This is a genomic window from Brachybacterium atlanticum (assembly GCF_025669985.1).
Lineage (GTDB): Bacteria > Actinomycetota > Actinomycetes > Actinomycetales > Dermabacteraceae > Brachybacterium > Brachybacterium conglomeratum.
In genome coordinates, this window is record NZ_JAKJJW010000018.1 from 53414 (window position 1) to 68563 (window position 15150).

13 protein-coding genes are annotated in these 15150 nt (G+C 73.2%); 8 read left to right on the top strand and 5 right to left on the bottom strand.

Annotated elements, in window-relative coordinates; all coding sequences use genetic code 11:
* Positions 1-178 precede the first annotated feature (178 nt).
* The 3 genes from L3K22_RS10365 to yczE all read left to right on the top strand — a co-directional run bounded on the left by L3K22_RS10365 (position 179) and on the right by yczE (position 3483).
* A complete protein-coding gene (locus L3K22_RS10365) occupies positions 179-1264 on the top strand; it encodes an ABC transporter ATP-binding protein (RefSeq protein ID WP_070499370.1) in 1086 nt (361 codons plus the stop codon).
* 262 nt (positions 1265-1526) lie between these two features.
* A complete protein-coding gene (locus tag L3K22_RS10370) occupies positions 1527-2768 on the top strand; it encodes a DUF4032 domain-containing protein (protein WP_263311311.1) in 1242 nt (413 codons plus the stop codon).
* 28 nt (positions 2769-2796) lie between these two features.
* Complete coding sequence (gene yczE, locus L3K22_RS10375) at positions 2797-3483, top strand: membrane protein YczE (protein WP_263311312.1); 687 nt, start codon at positions 2797-2799, stop codon at positions 3481-3483.
* A gap of 73 nt (positions 3484-3556) precedes the next feature.
* On the opposite strand, the gene rlmB is transcribed toward yczE, so the two are convergent.
* The 4 genes from rlmB to L3K22_RS10395 form a co-directional block, all read right to left on the bottom strand.
* Complete coding sequence (gene rlmB / locus L3K22_RS10380; protein WP_263311313.1) at positions 3557-4519, bottom strand: 23S rRNA (guanosine(2251)-2'-O)-methyltransferase RlmB; 963 nt, start codon at positions 4517-4519, stop codon at positions 3557-3559.
* Between the two features lie 21 nt (positions 4520-4540).
* Positions 4541-5986, bottom strand: coding sequence for a cysteine--tRNA ligase (gene cysS / locus L3K22_RS10385; RefSeq protein ID WP_263311314.1), 1446 nt, complete (start codon positions 5984-5986; stop codon positions 4541-4543).
* An 83-nt stretch (positions 5987-6069) separates the two neighbouring features.
* Complete coding sequence (locus L3K22_RS10390) at positions 6070-6552, bottom strand: phage holin family protein (RefSeq protein WP_259813979.1); 483 nt, start codon at positions 6550-6552, stop codon at positions 6070-6072.
* Between the two features lie 72 nt (positions 6553-6624).
* Complete coding sequence (locus L3K22_RS10395) at positions 6625-7812, bottom strand: LacI family DNA-binding transcriptional regulator (protein ID WP_263311315.1); 1188 nt, start codon at positions 7810-7812, stop codon at positions 6625-6627.
* Between the two features lie 162 nt (positions 7813-7974).
* Between L3K22_RS10395 and L3K22_RS10400 the strand changes: the two genes are divergently transcribed.
* From L3K22_RS10400 to L3K22_RS10410, 3 genes are read left to right on the top strand one after another with little or no spacing between them, the layout of a single operon-like run.
* Complete coding sequence (locus L3K22_RS10400; protein ID WP_263311316.1) at positions 7975-9360, top strand: sensor histidine kinase; 1386 nt, start codon at positions 7975-7977, stop codon at positions 9358-9360.
* Entirely contained in the window at positions 9357-10013 is a 657-nt protein-coding gene (locus tag L3K22_RS10405) for a response regulator transcription factor (protein WP_263311317.1), read from the top strand. The genes L3K22_RS10400 and L3K22_RS10405 overlap by 4 nt, the downstream gene beginning before the upstream one ends.
* On the top strand, positions 10010-11020 hold the full coding sequence (locus tag L3K22_RS10410) for a DUF4097 family beta strand repeat-containing protein (RefSeq protein ID WP_263311318.1): 1011 nt from the start codon (positions 10010-10012) through the stop codon (positions 11018-11020). The genes L3K22_RS10405 and L3K22_RS10410 overlap by 4 nt, the downstream gene beginning before the upstream one ends.
* Before the next feature lie 22 nt (positions 11021-11042).
* Here L3K22_RS10410 and acs read toward each other — a convergent pair whose 3' ends face one another.
* The gene (acs, locus tag L3K22_RS10415) at positions 11043-13022 is read right to left on the bottom strand and encodes an acetate--CoA ligase (RefSeq protein ID WP_263311319.1); all 1980 of its coding nucleotides are present in this window, start codon (positions 13020-13022) and stop codon (positions 11043-11045) included.
* A gap of 139 nt (positions 13023-13161) precedes the next feature.
* On the opposite strand from acs, the gene L3K22_RS10420 reads away from it, so the two are divergent.
* Both L3K22_RS10420 and L3K22_RS10425 read left to right on the top strand, forming a co-directional pair.
* On the top strand, positions 13162-14265 hold the full coding sequence (locus tag L3K22_RS10420) for an NADH:flavin oxidoreductase/NADH oxidase (protein WP_263311320.1): 1104 nt from the start codon (positions 13162-13164) through the stop codon (positions 14263-14265).
* Between the two features lie 19 nt (positions 14266-14284).
* Positions 14285-15133 carry an SDR family NAD(P)-dependent oxidoreductase gene (locus L3K22_RS10425; protein ID WP_263311321.1) on the top strand — a complete coding sequence of 283 codons (849 nt, stop codon included), beginning with the start codon at positions 14285-14287 and terminating at the stop codon, positions 15131-15133.
* The last annotated feature ends 17 nt before the right edge of the window (positions 15134-15150 follow it).

Consider the following 15150-nt stretch of genomic DNA (forward strand, 5'->3'; position numbering starts at 1 on the left):
AGGCGCGGCCGGGTAGGCGGCGCGCCGCCGGTGGCAGGGCGGACCGGAAGGGTGAGACGTGGGATACACTCTGCCGTGCCGGTGCGATGGAGCACCCCCGAGGAGCTCCACGAACCGGTGTCACAGTCACTTCACAACGGATCGTCCGGCACGTACCTGCCGGTGAAGGAGAACCACCATGGCAACAGTCACGTTCGACAACGCCTCCCGGATCTACCCGGGCCAGGAGCGCCCCGCGGTCGACAACCTCAACATCGAGATCGGCGACGGCGAGTTCCTCGTCCTCGTCGGCCCCTCGGGCTGCGGCAAGTCGACCTCCCTGCGCATGCTCGCCGGTCTCGAGGAGATCGACGCGGGCCGCATCCTCATCGGCGATCGTGACGTCACCGACGTCCCGCCGAAGGACCGCGACATCGCCATGGTGTTCCAGAACTACGCGCTGTACCCGCACATGACGGTCGCCGACAACATGGGCTTCGCTCTGAAGATCGCCGGCACCCCGAAGGCGGAGATCCGCAAGCGCGTCGAGGACGCCGCGGCGATCCTGGACCTCACCGAGTACCTCGACCGCAAGCCGAAGGCGCTCTCGGGCGGTCAGCGCCAGCGTGTGGCCATGGGCCGTGCGATCGTGCGCTCCCCGCAGGTGTTCCTGATGGACGAGCCGCTCTCGAACCTCGATGCGAAGCTGCGCGTCTCGACCCGCACCCAGATCGCCTCGCTGCAGCGTCGTCTCGGCGTCACCACCGTGTACGTCACGCACGACCAGACCGAGGCGATGACGATGGGCGACCGCGTGGCCGTCCTCGACCGCGGTGTGCTCCAGCAGATCGACTCCCCGCGCCGCATGTACGACCACCCGAACAACGTGTTCGTGGCCGGCTTCATCGGCTCCCCCGCCATGAACCTGCTCGAGGAGAAGCTCACCGACCAGGGCGTCCAGTTCGGCGGCGCCGTGCTGCCCGTGGACCGTGCGACCCTCTCGGACACCGACCAGTCCACCGTCACCGTGGGCGTGCGCCCCGAGGACCTCGAGCTCGTCGGCGACGAGCAGGGCATCGCGGTCGAGGTCGATGTGGTCGAGGAGCTCGGCGCGGACGCGTTCATCTACGGTCGCCGCGCCGGCAGCGACGAGACCGCCAAGCCGTTCATCGCGCGCGTCGACGGCCGCCGTCCCCCGGCCAAGGGCGAGACCGTCTACTTCCGTCCCAAGGAGGGCCACCTGCACCTCTTCGACGCGAAGTCGGGCAAGCGCCTCGGCGACTGAGCACCCCCGCTCCGCACGACGGGCGTCCGGCTCCGGCCGGGCGCCCGTCGTTCGTCCCGGGCGGCTCCGTCATCCGTCCACGGCGGGCTCGTCGTCCGTCCCCGGCGGGCTCGGCGCCGCCGCCCCCGTCGGCCCCAGGACGGTTCCCGGCGACCTCGGGGCCGCGACGACACGAAGTCCCGAGCCGTGATCTTCCCGTCGGTCCGACGTGATTTGTGGAAGCGTAGGGGCCTGGCCCTCGCGCTCGGGAGAGAATGGACCCATGGCACCCCTGGAGATCACCGCGTCCCGTGCAGACCCTGCACTGCTGGATCTGCCCTGGGAGACGCCGCTGGAGCAGTGGCCCGACGAGATCCTGGCCGCGCTCCCCCGCGGCATCTCCCGCCATGTGGTCCGCTTCGTGCGGGTCTCGGGGCGGGTGCTCGCGCTCAAGGAGATCAACCACCACCTCGCCCAGCGCGAGTACGACACGCTCAAGGTGCTCGGCCGGATCGGCATCCCCTCGGTCGAGCCCTTCGCCGTGGTCTCCGGTCGCACGGGCCGCTCCGGCGAGGCGCTGGACGCCGTGCTGATCACCCGTCATCTGCAGTTCTCCCTCCCCTATCGGGCCGTGTTCAGTCAGGTCTCGCGCCAGGACACCGCCCAGCGCCTGCTCGACGCGCTCGCCGTGCTGCTGGTGCGGCTGCATCTGGAGGGCTTCTACTGGGGCGATGTGTCGCTGTCGAACACGCTGTTCCGCCGTGACGCGGGGGCCTTCGCCGCCTACATCGTCGACGTCGAGACCGGTTCCCTGTACGAGACGCTCACGGCCGGGCAGCGCCATTACGATCTCGACCTCGCCCGCACCAACATCATCGGCGAGCTGATGGACCTGCAGGCCGGCGACATGATCGACCCCGAGGTCGACCCTGTCGAGATCGGCGACGACCTCGTGGCTCGCTACGAGGAGCTGTGGGAGGCGCTGACCTCCTCGGAGCGCTTCTCCGCCGACGAGCGCTGGCGGGTCTCCGCCCGGATCGAGCGGCTGAACAAGCTCGGCTTCGACGTGGGCGAGCTCGAGATCACCACCGACCTCGACGGCACCACCCTCTCGATCCGCCCCAAGGTCGTCGACGCCGGTCACCACTCGAGGCGCCTGCTGCGCCTGACCGGCATCGACGCCCAGGAGAACCAGGCACGTCGACTCCTGAACGACCTCGACCAGTTCCGCGCGGACACGGAGCAGCAGGCCGAGGAGGAGGAGTTCGTCGCCCACGAGTGGCTCAAGGATCAGTACGAGCCCGTGGTCCGGGCGATCCCCCGGTCGATGCGCTCGAAGCTCGAGCCGCCGGAGTTCTTCCACGAGGTGCTCGAGCACAAGTGGTTCCTCTCCGAGCAGGCCGGCGTCGACGTGAGCCTCGACGACACCGTGCGGCACTACATCCTCAACGAGCTCATCCACCGGCCCGACGAGAAGTCGCTGGTGACCACCGAGACCTCGGCCCTGCCGATCGTCGAGGCCTGAGCGGGTCGGGAGGAGACCGAGACGAGACGTGGCTGCGTCGCAGCGGCGCCGGCATCCCCGGCTCGACAACCTGTCCCTGCGCGATCAGCTGGGCGTGGACCGGCTGGCGCGTCGGCTCGTGCAGATGATGATCGGGCTGACCGGCTTCGGGCTGTCGCTGGCGATGCTGCTGCGCTCGGGGCTGGGCGGCGCGCCCTGGGACGTCTTCCACGCGGCGCTCGCCGAGCGGCTCGGCGCGACCGTGGGGTCGATGAGCATTGCGGTGAGCTTCGTGCTGCTCCTGCTGTGGATCCCGCTGCGCGAGCGGCTCGGGATCGGTACGGTCGCGAACGCGATCTGGGTGGGGGTCAGCATCGACCTCGGGATGCTGGTCCTGCCGGAGGCGAGCTCGCTGCCCGTCGCGATCGCCCTCATGCTGCTCGGCGTGGTGGTCAACGGGATCAGCGGCGCCGTCTACATCGGCGCGCAGCTCGGTGCGGGCGCCCGCGACGGGCTGATGACGGCGCTCAGCCGGGTGCTCTCCCGGCCTGTCGGGCCGGTGCGGATCGTGCTCGAGGTGATCGTGCTGGTGACCGGATGGCTGCTGGGTGGACCGCTCGGGCTCGGCACCGTCGTCTACGCGATCGCGCTCGGCCCCGTCATCCAGCTGGCGCTGCCCCACGTGCTGATCCCGGTCCGCTCGGTGCGGGGCAGGGAGCCCGGCGCCGCACACTGAGGCCGGGGGTCTCGGGCCCGGCCCGGGCCATCGCGGCAGGCCGGTCCGGGAGGGCCAGGCCGGGCCGGGAGGGTCAGGCCAGTCCGTGCTGGTCCCGGACCCCGGAGATCTCGTAGAGCGCGATCGCGGCGGCAACCGAGGCGTTCAGCGACTCGGAGCGCCCCGCCATCGGGATCGAGACCACCTGGTCGCTGGTCTCCCGCGCGAGGCGGGAGAGGCCCTTGCCCTCGGCGCCGACGACGAGCACGGCCGGCTGGGTGCCGAGCTCGAGCTCGCGCGAGGTGACGTCGCCGTCCGCGTCGAGGCCGAGCACGAACACGTCCTGCTCCTTGAGCGCGGCGAGGGTGCGGTTGAGGTTCGTGACCTGGGCGACGCGGACACGGCCGGCGGCCCCCGCGGCGACCTTCCACACGCTCGCGGTCATCGACACGCTGCGCCGCTCCGGCAGGATCACGCCGTGCGCGCCGAAGGCGTCGGCCGAGCGGAGGATCGCGCCGAGGTTGCGGGGGTCGGTGATGCCGTCGAGCGCGACCAGCAGCGGCGGCTCGAAGCGGTCCGCGGCGATCTCGAGCAGCTCATCGACCTCGGCGTACTCGTAGGGCGGGATCGTCAGCGCCACACCCTGGTGCACCGAGTGATCGGTCATGCGGTCGAGGTCGGTGCGGGTCGCGTCGACGACCGGCAGCGCCCGCGCCGCGGCCAGGCGCATGATCTCCCGCACCCGCTCGTCGGCGTCGATCCGCACCATGAGCGTCAGCTGGGTGGCGGGGATCTCCTCCCGCAGCGCCTCCAGCACCGCATTGCGCCCGGCGACCTGGTCGCTGCCGGGCACCTTGCCCTTGGCCTTGGGCCCGCCGCGTCGTCCCGCGGCGCCGGATCCCGAGCCGCCGGAGTACTTCTTGTGGTTCGGGCGCTCCTCGGCCTTCGGGGTCGGACCCTTGCCCTCCAGCCCCCGTCGGCGCACGCCGCCGGAGCCGACGGTCGCGCCCTTCTTGCCCTTGCGCACCGCGCCGCGGCGCGAGCTGTTGCCTGCCATGGATCGTCTCCTCAGTCCTGCTCAGTCTCGGGTCTCGAGGGTCCAGCGGGCGCCGCCCTGGCCGTCCTCGATGCGGATCCCGGCGGCGGTCAGCGCATCACGCAGCGCGTCGGCCCGGGCCCAGTCCTTCTCGGCGCGCGCCGACTCGCGGGCGGTGAGCTGCGCGGAGATCAGCGCGTCGAGCGCCGCGTGCTCCACCCCGGAGGCGCCTGCCTCCCCGCCCCACTGCTCCCCCAGCGGGTCCAGCCCCAGCACGTCGAGCATGGCCCGCAGATGGCCGAGGCCCTCGGCGACCTGGGCGCCGTCCGCTCCGCCGCGCGCGGCCAGGAGCGTGTTCAGCGCCGCCTGCTCGCGGTGGATCACCGCGAGCGCCTCGGGGACGGAGAGGTCGTCGTCCATCGCCGCGACGAACTCCTGCGGCAGCTCCACGACGCGCAGGTCGGCGTCGGCCGCGGCGATAGGGGCCCCTTCGAGCTGCTCGGCGGCGCGGCGCGCGGTCGCGGAGAACCGCTCCCACACCGTCTCCGCCTCCCGCATCGCGGTGGTGTTGTACTCGATCGTCGCGCGGTAGTGGCCGCCGACGAGGGCGAGGCGCACCGCCGCGGCGGGGTGCTCGCCGAGCGCATCGGCGGCGGTGACGAAGTTGTCCAGGCTCTTGCCCATCTTCAGCCCGTCGACCGTGACCATGCCGGAGTGCATCCAGCGCTGGGCGAAGCCGTAGCCGGCGGCGTGGGACTGCGCCTGCTCGTTCTCGTGGTGCGGGAAGCGCAGGTCGAGCCCACCGGCGTGGATGTCGAAGGTCTCGCCGAGGTACTTGCGGCTCATGGCGGAGCACTCGAGGTGCCAGCCCGGGCGGCCGCGGCCGAAGGGCGTGTTCCAGGAGGCGGTCTCCGGCTCGGTCGCCTTCGCCGCCTTCCACAGGGCGAAGTCGCGGCGGTCGCGCTTGCCGGGCTCCATCTCCTCGCCGGCGTCCTGCATGTCCTCGAGGGACTGGCGGGTCAGCGCGCCGTAGGTGGGCAGGGAGGCGACGTCGAAGTAGACCGAGCCGGCGCCGTCGGCGTAGGCGTGGCCCCGCTCGATCAGGCGCTGCATGAGCTCGATCATCTCGGGCACGTGCCCGGTGGCGCGCGGCTCGTAGGTGGGGCGGCGGTTCCCGATACGGTCCAGCACGTCCTGGAACTCGCGCTCGAAGCGCAGCGACCAGGCGAACCACTCGGCGCCCGCCTCGGCGGACTTCACGAGGATCTTGTCGTCGATGTCGGTGACGTTGCGGATGTGCGCAACCTCGTAGCCGCTGCGCTCGAGCCAGCGCACCAGCACGTCGAAGGAGAGGAAGGTGCGCAGGTGCCCGAGGTGGGGCGCGCCCTGCGTGGTGGGACCGCAGACGTACAGCGACACCGCCCCCTCGCGCACCGGGGTGAACGGTGCAGTGGTGCGGGTGGCGGTGTCGTGCAGGTGGAGAGTCACGTCCCCAGGGTACTGCCTGGTGGGGCCGTCTCCGCTCAGCCGGTTCGACCGGCGCGCGGCCTGGCCGATCGGTCCCCGGGCGGTCACTCGGTGCGGGCGCTGACCTGCTTGCCGTAGAGCTCCTCGAAGGTGTCGTCGTAGGAGACGGCGTTGCTGCGGCGCTTGCCCTGGACGGCCTGGACCGCGGACTGGGCGGTCTCGATCGTGGTCTCGGGGGCCTTCAGCTTCTTGGAGACCAGGAAGGCGACGAGCCCGGCGATCGCACCGAGGAGGACGAACACCCCGGCGACGATGAGGAACGAGCCCCAGGCCGGCAGCCCGAGCGCCTGCAGGCCGGTCGCGGCCGCGAACAGCAGCATGACCCAGGCCGACAGGAGGAGGAACAGCAGCACGGCGGCCATCGCGGCGATGATGCCGACCTTGATGCCGAGGGCCGTGATCTCCTTCTTGGCGATGTCGATCTCGTGATGGACGACGCCCAGGAGCTCATCGCGGATGGACTGGACGAGCTCGCCGATGGACCGCTGGGTGGGCGGCGTGCTCGGGTCGTTCGTGGTGTTGATCATGATCGGAGCCTATCGCAGGGTGCGGGCGTTTCTGTGTCGGATCGAGCCGGATCGAGGGAGCGGGCCGAGGGCTCAGTCCACCGAGATCCGCTTGCGGCGGGTGGTCTCGGGGCGGGGGCCGGCGGCGGTGGTGCGGCGCGCCACCAGGGAGGGAGCGACCGCGACGTCCCGGAAGGGTCCCTCGTGGCCGGAGACGCGGTCCACCAGCATCTGGGCCGCCAGGGCGCCGAGCCGCTCCGAGTTCGGGTCCACGCTGGTCAGCTCCGCGACGCCGGAGGAGGCGAGCGAGGTATTGCCGTAGCCGGCGACCGCGAAGGCCTCCGGCACGTCGTAGCCGGCCTCGCGGGCCGCGGAGAGCACGCCGACGGCGGTGACGTCGTTGGAGCAGGTCACCGCCGTGGGGACCTGGCTGCCGCGCAGCAGCATCGACCCGGCGGTCTGGCCGACCTGCTCGGTGAAGTCGCCCGGCTCGACCCGGGCGGAGTCCTCCAGCCCGTGGCGCGCCATCGCGGCGCGGAAGGCGTCGGCGCGCTCGCGCGCGACGGCCGCGCCGACCCCGCCGACGTGAGCGATCTCGCGGTGGCCGAGGCTCACCAGGTGGTCGACCAGGAGGCCCTGCCCGACCTCGTCGTCGATGCGGACCGTGTCGATCCGGCCGACGAGCTCCTTCGAGCAGCCGATCCCGACCAGGGGGCGGTTCCCGGTGACCTCGAGGACCTCGTCCATGTCGGCGAGGTCGGAGACCATCAGGAAGCCGTCCACGCCGAGGTGGACGAGGTTCTCGATCGCGTCGATGTCCACGGCGACCGGGTACTCCGGCAGACGCCGACGGGTCGGCACGACGACGGCGGTGCGGCCGGTCGCGGCGAGCTCGATGCGAATCGAGCGGACGAGGTCGGAGATCCAGGTGTTGCGCATGGTGTTCACGAGCACGGCGACGACGCCGCGGTGCTCCGTCTCCTCGCTGAGCTCCTCGAGCGGGAAGTTGAGGCGCTCGGCGGCCTCGCGCACGCGCTCCACCATCCGGGGCTTGATCTCGTCGGCGCCGCGCAGGGCGCGCAGCGCGACCGCGCTGGAGATCCCCAGCGAGTTCGCGACGTCGCGGAGGGTGCCGCGGGGCGCGCCGTCGGCATCGATCTCGGCGGCGGTCGACTCCACGTCCTCGACCATCTGGCCGGTCGAGCCGTCGTCGGCCTGGGCGGCGGCCGCGTCGTTGTGGGGGTCCAGGGAGCTGTCGGAGGAGGTGGCGTCACTGCTCATGGCCTCCATTGAACCGCATCGGCTGCGGCCGCGGCGGCAGATCCGCGGGTGCGGTCGGTGCGGGATGGCTCACCCGGCGCCGACTACGCGGGGGATATCCCCCGCGCATGCCGACGGCGGACCCGGTGGGACCGGTCGCGAGGGCCCCTCTAGGGTCGAGCCATGGACGAGACGAGCGAGAGGACCGGGGCGCCCGCCCGGTCCCGGATCTCCCCCGCCGCGCTGGCCTCGGTGGTCGTCGGCGGGGTGCTGAGCCTCACCTGGTGCGTGGCGAGCATCGTCATGCTCGTGACGGGGCTGAGCGCCCTGCCCGCGCTGGGCAGCGGGCTGCTGCTGCTGGTCCCCTGGCTGCTGCTGATGCAGGTCGCGGTGCGCATCGAGCGGCGCCGCGCGGTCGCGGTGCACGGCATCGGGGTGAACATCCCCGCTCGGCGCCGCTCGCTGCGTCGCGGTGCGGCCGGCTGGCTCCAGGACCGCTGGTTCGAGCTCGGCACCGGCGGGTTCTGGCGCGGGGTCCTCCACCACCACCTCGCGATGATCGTGGCCGGGGCGTTCCTGCTCGTCTCCCTCGCGATGCTGTGGCTGGGCTGGTCAGGCTGGGAGCTCGCGCTGCTGCACGGCCCCGTCCGGATCTCGAGCCTGGAGCTGTCCCGCTGGGCCCTCGCCGTGCTCGGCACCGCGGCCCTGGCGCTCTGCGCGGTGTTGCTCGCCCTCGGCGCGCTCGCCGACCGCGGTCTCGCCCGCGGACTGATCTCCGGCTCCGAGGAGGAGCTGCGCGAGCAGGTGGCGGACCTCGCAGAACGGCGTCAGGGCGCGGTCGACGCCGCCGCCCAGGAGCGGCTGCGCATCGAGCGGGATCTCCACGACGGGGTGCAGCCGCGCCTGGTGAACCTCGCCATGACCCTGGGCCTCGCCCGCACCGCGATCCGCACCGACCCGGACCGGGCCGAGCGGCTCGTCGGCGAGGCGCATGCGGAGGCGAAGGCCGTGATGACCGACCTGCGCCAGCTCGCCCGCGGGATCCACCCGGCGGTGCTCACCGACCGGGGCCTGGATGCGGCGCTCTCCGCCCTCGCCGCCCGCTCCCGCATCCCCGTCGACCTCGACGTCTCCCTGCTGGGGCCGGCGCACGCCGGGCTGGACCGGGAGCGGGAGGGCGTGGCCTACTTCGTGGTCGCCGAGGCGCTGACCAACATCGCCAAGCACGCGGAGGCCGAGCAGGTCTCCGTGAGCGTGCGCCAGGACCCGCACGCGCTGCGGGTGCGGATCGAGGACGACGGGCGCGGCGGGGCGCGGGTGCGCCGCGACGGGCTCTCCACCGGCCTCGCCGGGCTCACCGACCGGGTCCGCGCGACCGGCGGCGTGCTCGGGATCAGCAGCCCCGCCGGCGGCGGCACCGTGCTCGAGGCCGTCCTGCCCACCGGCGCGCCGGCCTCCGGCGCCGCTCCCCTGCGACCGGCCCCGTCCGCCGACCTGACCGCCGTCCCCTTCCCGCGCCCGGCCGACGGGACCGGGCCCCGAGACCAGACCCTGGAGGTCCCCCGATGAGGATCGTGATCGCCGACGACGCCGTGCTGCTGCGCGCCGGGCTCGAGAGGCTCCTGACCGACGCCGGCCACGAGGTGGTCGCCGCGGTGGGCGATGCGGCGGCCCTGCTCGCCGCCGTCTCCCACCACCGACCCGACCTCGCGGTGATCGACGTGCGGATGCCGCCGACGTTCACCGACGAGGGCGTGCGGGCCGCGGTGCTGATCCGGCAGCAGGATCCCGAGGTGGCGCTGCTGGTGCTCTCCCAGTACGTCGAGGAGCGCTACGCCTCCGATCTCATCGCCGACTCCTCGCACGGCCTCGGCTACGTGCTCAAGGACCGGGTCGCGGACGTCGAGGAGTTCCTCGGCGTGGTCACCGACGTCGGCGAGGGCGGGACCTGGCTGGATCCTGAGGTGGTCCAGCAGATCTTCGTCCGCTCCCGGCGACGCCGCACCCTCGAGGCGCTCACCCCGCGGGAGCGCGAGGTGCTCTCCCTGATGGCGCAGGGACGCTCGAACCAGGCAATCGCCGATGCGCTGTTCGTCTCCGCCGGAAGCGTCGAGAAGCACATCTCCTCCCTGCTCACGAAGCTGGACCTGCCGCCCGTGGACGGCGAGAACCGACGGGTCATGGCGGTGCTGCGCTATCTGGAGTCGGAGGACCGGACGTGAGCACCGTGGACCGCGGGCCCGCCGCGCGCGGCGATGCCGCGTCGGACGGCGGCGCGCTGCGGGAGGTGGACGCCGCCGTGGTGGGCGACGGCGCCCCGGGGGCGGGGCGCGCCATGCCCTCGGAGCGTCGGTACGACCCGCCGCGCCGGCTCACGCCCTCCCGCGAGCGCGACCGCCCCTTCCGGCGGGGCGTGGCCCTCGCCGGCGGCGCCGTGATGCTGGTGGTGATCCTGTTCCTGGCCGCCTCGACAGCCTTCACCTGGTGGAACGGCCGTGCCTACCAGGACGTCCCCGCGACCGCGGGGCTCGGGACCCCCTCCTCGCTGCAGCTGACCAGCACCCTCGGCGATGTGCGCGTGCAGCCCTCCGAGGAGGTCGACGAGGTGACGCTCTCGCTCGTCACCCCGGGCACCACGGTCCCGTCGCCGGCCGGGGAGCAGGTCCGCGCCCGTCTCGAGCGCGGCGGCACGGGCTCCGCCGTGGCCATCGCCGTGAGCCAGCCCGAGAGCTACTCCACCTGGCCCGGCCTCGACGCCACGCGCGACGTGCTCGTGCTGGTCCCGGTCGGGCACGAGCTGGACCTCGACCTCCGCACCGATGTGGGGGACGTGGTCGCCGAGGGCGACTTCGGCTCCCTCGCGGTGCGCTCCGACGTGGGCGACGTGCACCTGGGCACGACGAGCATCGCGGAGGGCGTCACCGTCTCGACCGAGGTCGGGGCGATCGAGGCCGACCTCGCCGGCCCCGGTCCCACGGCCGTGGACCTCTCCTCGACCCTCGGGGACATCTCCCTGCAGCTCCCCGCGGAGGCGAGCGGAGCGGTCGGGGCGGTGACCGAGCTCGGCGACGTGAGGATCGCGGTCGGGGGCACCTCGACGTGGCAGGTCGAGACGCGCAGCTCGCTGGGCGAGGTCACCGTGGACCCCGCGCTCCGCGGCTCCGAGGCGGAGTCCGCGGGCACGCTGACCGCCGTCACCGAGACCGGGGACGTCACGCTCACGCGCTGAACGTCCCCGGGCCCGGCGTCCCTCAGGACTTCCCGGACATCCCCTGCTGGATCAGGTCCATCACCGAGGCGTCGGCGAGGGTCTGGGTGTCCCCCACCTGACGGTTCTCGGCGACGTCGCGCAGCAGGCGGCGCATGATCTTGCCCGAGCGGGTCTTGGGCAGCTCGGTGACCACCAGCACCCGCTTCGGCTTCGCGATCGGGCCGATCTCCTTGCCCACATGGGCCCGCAGCAGCTCGGGGACCTTCTCCTCGCCGCCGGCGGCCGCGATCTCCTCCGCGCTCCCGCCGCGCAGGATCACGAAGGCGACGGGAGCCTGCCCGGTGGTCTCGTCGTTCGCGCCGACGACCGCGGCCTCGGCGACCCAGTCGTGGCCGACCAGCGCGGACTCGATCTCCATGGTCGAGAGGCGGTGGCCGGAGACGTTCATGACGTCGTCCACGCGGCCCAGCAGCCAGATGTCGCCGTCCTCGTCGCGCTTGGCGCCGTCGCCGGCGAAGTAGAGGCCCTCGAAACGGGACCAGTAGGTCTCCTTGAAGCGCTCCGGGTCGCCCCAGATGCCGCGGAGCATGCCGGGCCAGGGCTTGTCGAGCACGAGATAGCCGCCCTCGCCGTTCGCGACCGACGTCCCGCTCTCGTCCACGACGTCCGCGCCGATCCCGGGCAGCGGCACCTGCGCGGAGCCGGGCTTGGTGGCGGTGATGCCGGGCAGCGGCGAGATCATGATGCCGCCGGTCTCGGTCTGCCACCAGGTGTCCACGATCGGGCAGCGGTCCCCGCCGATGACGCGGCGGTACCACATCCATGCCTCGGGATTGATCGCCTCGCCGACGCTGCCGAGCAGGCGCAGGGAGGAGAGGTCGTGCTTCGCGGGGATGTCCTCGCCCCACTTCATGGCGGTGCGGATCGCGGTGGGCGAGGAGTAGAACAGGGTGACCCCGTGCTTCTCGACGATCTCCCACCAGCGGCCCTGGTGCGGGGTGTCCGGAGTGCCCTCGTAGATCACCTGCGTGGCGCGGTTGGCCATCGGGCCGTAGACGACGTAGGTGTGCCCGGTGATCCAGCCGACGTCGGCGGTGCACCAGTACACGTCGGACCTCGGCTTGAGGTCGAAGACGTTGCGGTGGGTGTACGCGGCCTGGGTGAGATACCCGCCGGTGGTGTGGACGATGCCCTTGGGCTTCCCGGTGGTGCCGGAGGTGTAGAGGATGAACAGCGGGTGCTCGGCCTCCACCGCCACCGGCGCGTGCTCGGTCGAGGCGGTCTCCCTCGCCTCGTGCCACCACACGTCACGGCCCTCGGTCCACTCCACGTCCCCGCCGGTGCGACGCACGACGAGGACCTTCTCGACGGAGTCCGCGCCGCCGGCGAGCGCCTCGTCGACCGCTGGCTTGAGCGGGAGCTGCTTGCCGCGACGGTTCTGTCCGTCGGCGGTGATCACCACGCGCGCCTCGGCGTCCTCGATCCGGGAGCGCAGCGCGTCGGCGCTGAAGCCGCCGAAGACGACCGAGTGGGGCGCGCCGAGGCGGGCGCAGGCGAGCATCGCGAAGACGGCCTCGGGGATCATCGGCAGGTAGATCGCGACGCGGTCGCCGGTCCTCACGCCGAGGTCCACGAGCACGTTCGCCATGCGGGAGATCTCGTCCTTGACGTCCGCATAGGTGAACGTGGCGTCGGAGCCGTCCTCGTACTCGGCCAGCAGCGCGACCTGGTCTCCGTGGCCGGACTCGACGTGGCGGTCCACGCAGTTGTAGGCGACGTTGAGGGTGCCGTCGGCGAACCAGCGCGCGAAGGGCGGGTTCGACCAGTCCAGCGTCTCGGTGAAGGGCGTCTCCCAGCTCAGCAGGCTCGCGCGCGAGCGCCAGAACGCGAGGCGGTCCCGCTCGGCCTCCTCGTAGAGCGAGGGGCGGGCGACCGCGTCCTGCACGAACTCGGTGGGCGGGGAGAAGGTGCGGGTCTCCTGGGAGAGGTTCTCGATCCCGGTGACGGCCTCGTCAGTCATGAACACTCCTGCTTCACGGGCCCCGGGGCGACCGGGGCGGATGGACGCGAACACCGTATCGCAGGAGATGCACGTCACGCTCGCGATGGTCATGGGCGGACCGACGCCCTCCGGGCCGGGCCGACTACCGTGGGGGACCATGGCCCCCGACCCCGCCGTCACCCCCACCCTGCTCGCCCCGGCGCAGCTGCGCCGCCTCGAGATGCGCAACCGCATCTGGCTCGCCCCGATGTGCCAGTACATGGTCGAGGAGCGGGACGGGGTGCCCACCGACTGGCACCTGGTGCACCTCGGCGCGCGGGCCGCGGGCGGCTTCGGGATGATCGTCACGGAGGCGACGGCGATCTCCCCCGAGGGACGCATCAGCCCCCAGGACACAGGGCTGTGGAACCGCGAGCAGACCGACGCGTGGCGGCGGATCACCTCCTTCTGCCAGGGCCAGGGCGCCCGCATCGCCGTGCAGCTCGCCCATGCCGGCCGCAAGGCCTCCACCTGGCCGGCCCTGCCCCGCTACCGCGCGCGGCGCGGCACGGTGCCGGAGTTCGCCGCGGGCTGGCGCACCGTCGGCCCCACCCCGGAGCCCTTCCCGGGGCTGGACGCGCCCGATGCGCTGGAAAAGGAGGAGATCGCCGGGGTGGTCGCCGACTTCGTCGCCGCGACCGGCCGGGCCGAGGAGGCGGGCTTCGACGCGGTCGAGCTGCACTTCGCCCACGGCTATCTCGTCCACGAGTTCCTCTCGCCGCTGGTGAACACGCGCACCGACGAGTACGGGGGCGACGGGCCGGGACGGCGTCGCCTGGCCCGGGAGATCGCCGCGGCGGTGCGCGAGGCCTGGCCGGCCGATCGCCCACTGATCGTGCGCATCAGCGCAACCGACTGGATCGACGGGGGCTGGGACATCACCCAGTCCGTCGAGCTCGCCCGCGAGCTCGAGGAGGCCGGCGTCGACGCCCTGCACGTCTCCACCGGCGGTGCCGTCATCGCGGACATCGCGGTAGGCCCCGAGTACCAGGTCGGCTTCGCCCGGACGCTGCGCGATGCCGTCTCGATGCCGGTCGCGGCCGTCGGCCTGATCACCGATCCGCACGGCGCCCAGGAGGTGCTCGAGCGCGGGGACGCCGACTTCGTGGCCGTGGGCCGGGCGGCCCTGCGCGAGCCGGGCTGGCCCCAGCGCGCCGCGCACGAGCTGGGGGTGCGCGATCCCGCGCTCTACCCCGGCGCCTACCACCGCGGCTCCTGGTGAGCGGCACGGCAGGTCGACGATGATCCTGGTGACCGGGGCGAGCGGCGGCGTCGGCACAGCGCTGTGCCTGGAGCTGGCCGCACGCGGCGAGGACCTCGCGCTCACGGCCCGGCATCGGGGCAGGCTCGAGGCGCTGGCCGAGCGGGTGCGCGCGGCGGGCGGCACCGCCACGGTCCACCCCTGCGATCTGCGGGACCAGGAGGCGGTCGCGGAGCTCGCCGCAGAGGTGCTCGCGCTGCACGGGGCGCCGTCCGCGGTCGTCTCCCTCGCGGGCCACTCGCTGCGCCGCTCCCTCGCCGACACGATCGGGCGCCCGCACGACCTCGTGCGTCTCACGGGTACGAACATGCTCGGCCCGGCCGCGCTGCTGCTCGCCCTGCTCGCGCCGATGAGTCGCGCCGGCGGTGGACGGCTCCTCGTGGCCACCAGCGCCTCCGCCCGGATCCCGACCCCGGGCTGGGCCGCCTACGGCGCCTCGAAGGCGGGGCTGGACGCCTGGCTGCGGGCGATCCGGCCCGAGGCGGAGCAGGCCGGGGTGCGGATCACCGTGGTCGAGCTGCCGCTGGTGGCGACCGCGATGGCCGCCCCGACCTACGGCGACCGGCCCCGGGGAGCGCTCACGCCCGAGCAGGCCGCCGCCCGGGTGCTGCGGGGGCTGGACCGTGCCCCGGCGCTGGTCTCCCCGCCCTGGGCACGGCTCGCCGCGGTGCTCTCGCAGGCCGCACCCGCCCTCGCGGCCCGTGGTGCGGGCGCCGGGGCGGAGGTCGCACGGAGGCTCGCCGCCCGCACCTCCGCTCCGTGCGCCCGCGAGGGGCAGGGCCGGGGGCCCGGCGGGCAGGGCCGCGTCGAGCAGGAGCGACGGCGATGAGGCGCCGGACGCCGGCC

Coding starts and splice junctions, on each gene's coding strand:
- L3K22_RS10365 (WP_070499370.1), top strand. CDS start 179: ATGGCAACAGTCACGTTCGACAACGCCTCCCGGATCTACCCGGGCCAG.
- L3K22_RS10370 (WP_263311311.1), top strand. CDS start 1,527: ATGGCACCCCTGGAGATCACCGCGTCCCGTGCAGACCCTGCACTGCTG.
- rlmB (WP_263311313.1), bottom strand. CDS start 4,519: ATGGCAGGCAACAGCTCGCGCCGCGGCGCGGTGCGCAAGGGCAAGAAG.
- L3K22_RS10390 (WP_259813979.1), bottom strand. CDS start 6,552: ATGATCAACACCACGAACGACCCGAGCACGCCGCCCACCCAGCGGTCC.
- L3K22_RS10395 (WP_263311315.1), bottom strand. CDS start 7,812: ATGAGCAGTGACGCCACCTCCTCCGACAGCTCCCTGGACCCCCACAAC.
- L3K22_RS10400 (WP_263311316.1), top strand. CDS start 7,975: ATGGACGAGACGAGCGAGAGGACCGGGGCGCCCGCCCGGTCCCGGATC.
- L3K22_RS10405 (WP_263311317.1), top strand. CDS start 9,357: ATGAGGATCGTGATCGCCGACGACGCCGTGCTGCTGCGCGCCGGGCTC.
- acs (WP_263311319.1), bottom strand. CDS start 13,022: ATGACTGACGAGGCCGTCACCGGGATCGAGAACCTCTCCCAGGAGACC.
- L3K22_RS10420 (WP_263311320.1), top strand. CDS start 13,162: ATGGCCCCCGACCCCGCCGTCACCCCCACCCTGCTCGCCCCGGCGCAG.
- L3K22_RS10425 (WP_263311321.1), top strand. CDS start 14,285: ATGATCCTGGTGACCGGGGCGAGCGGCGGCGTCGGCACAGCGCTGTGC.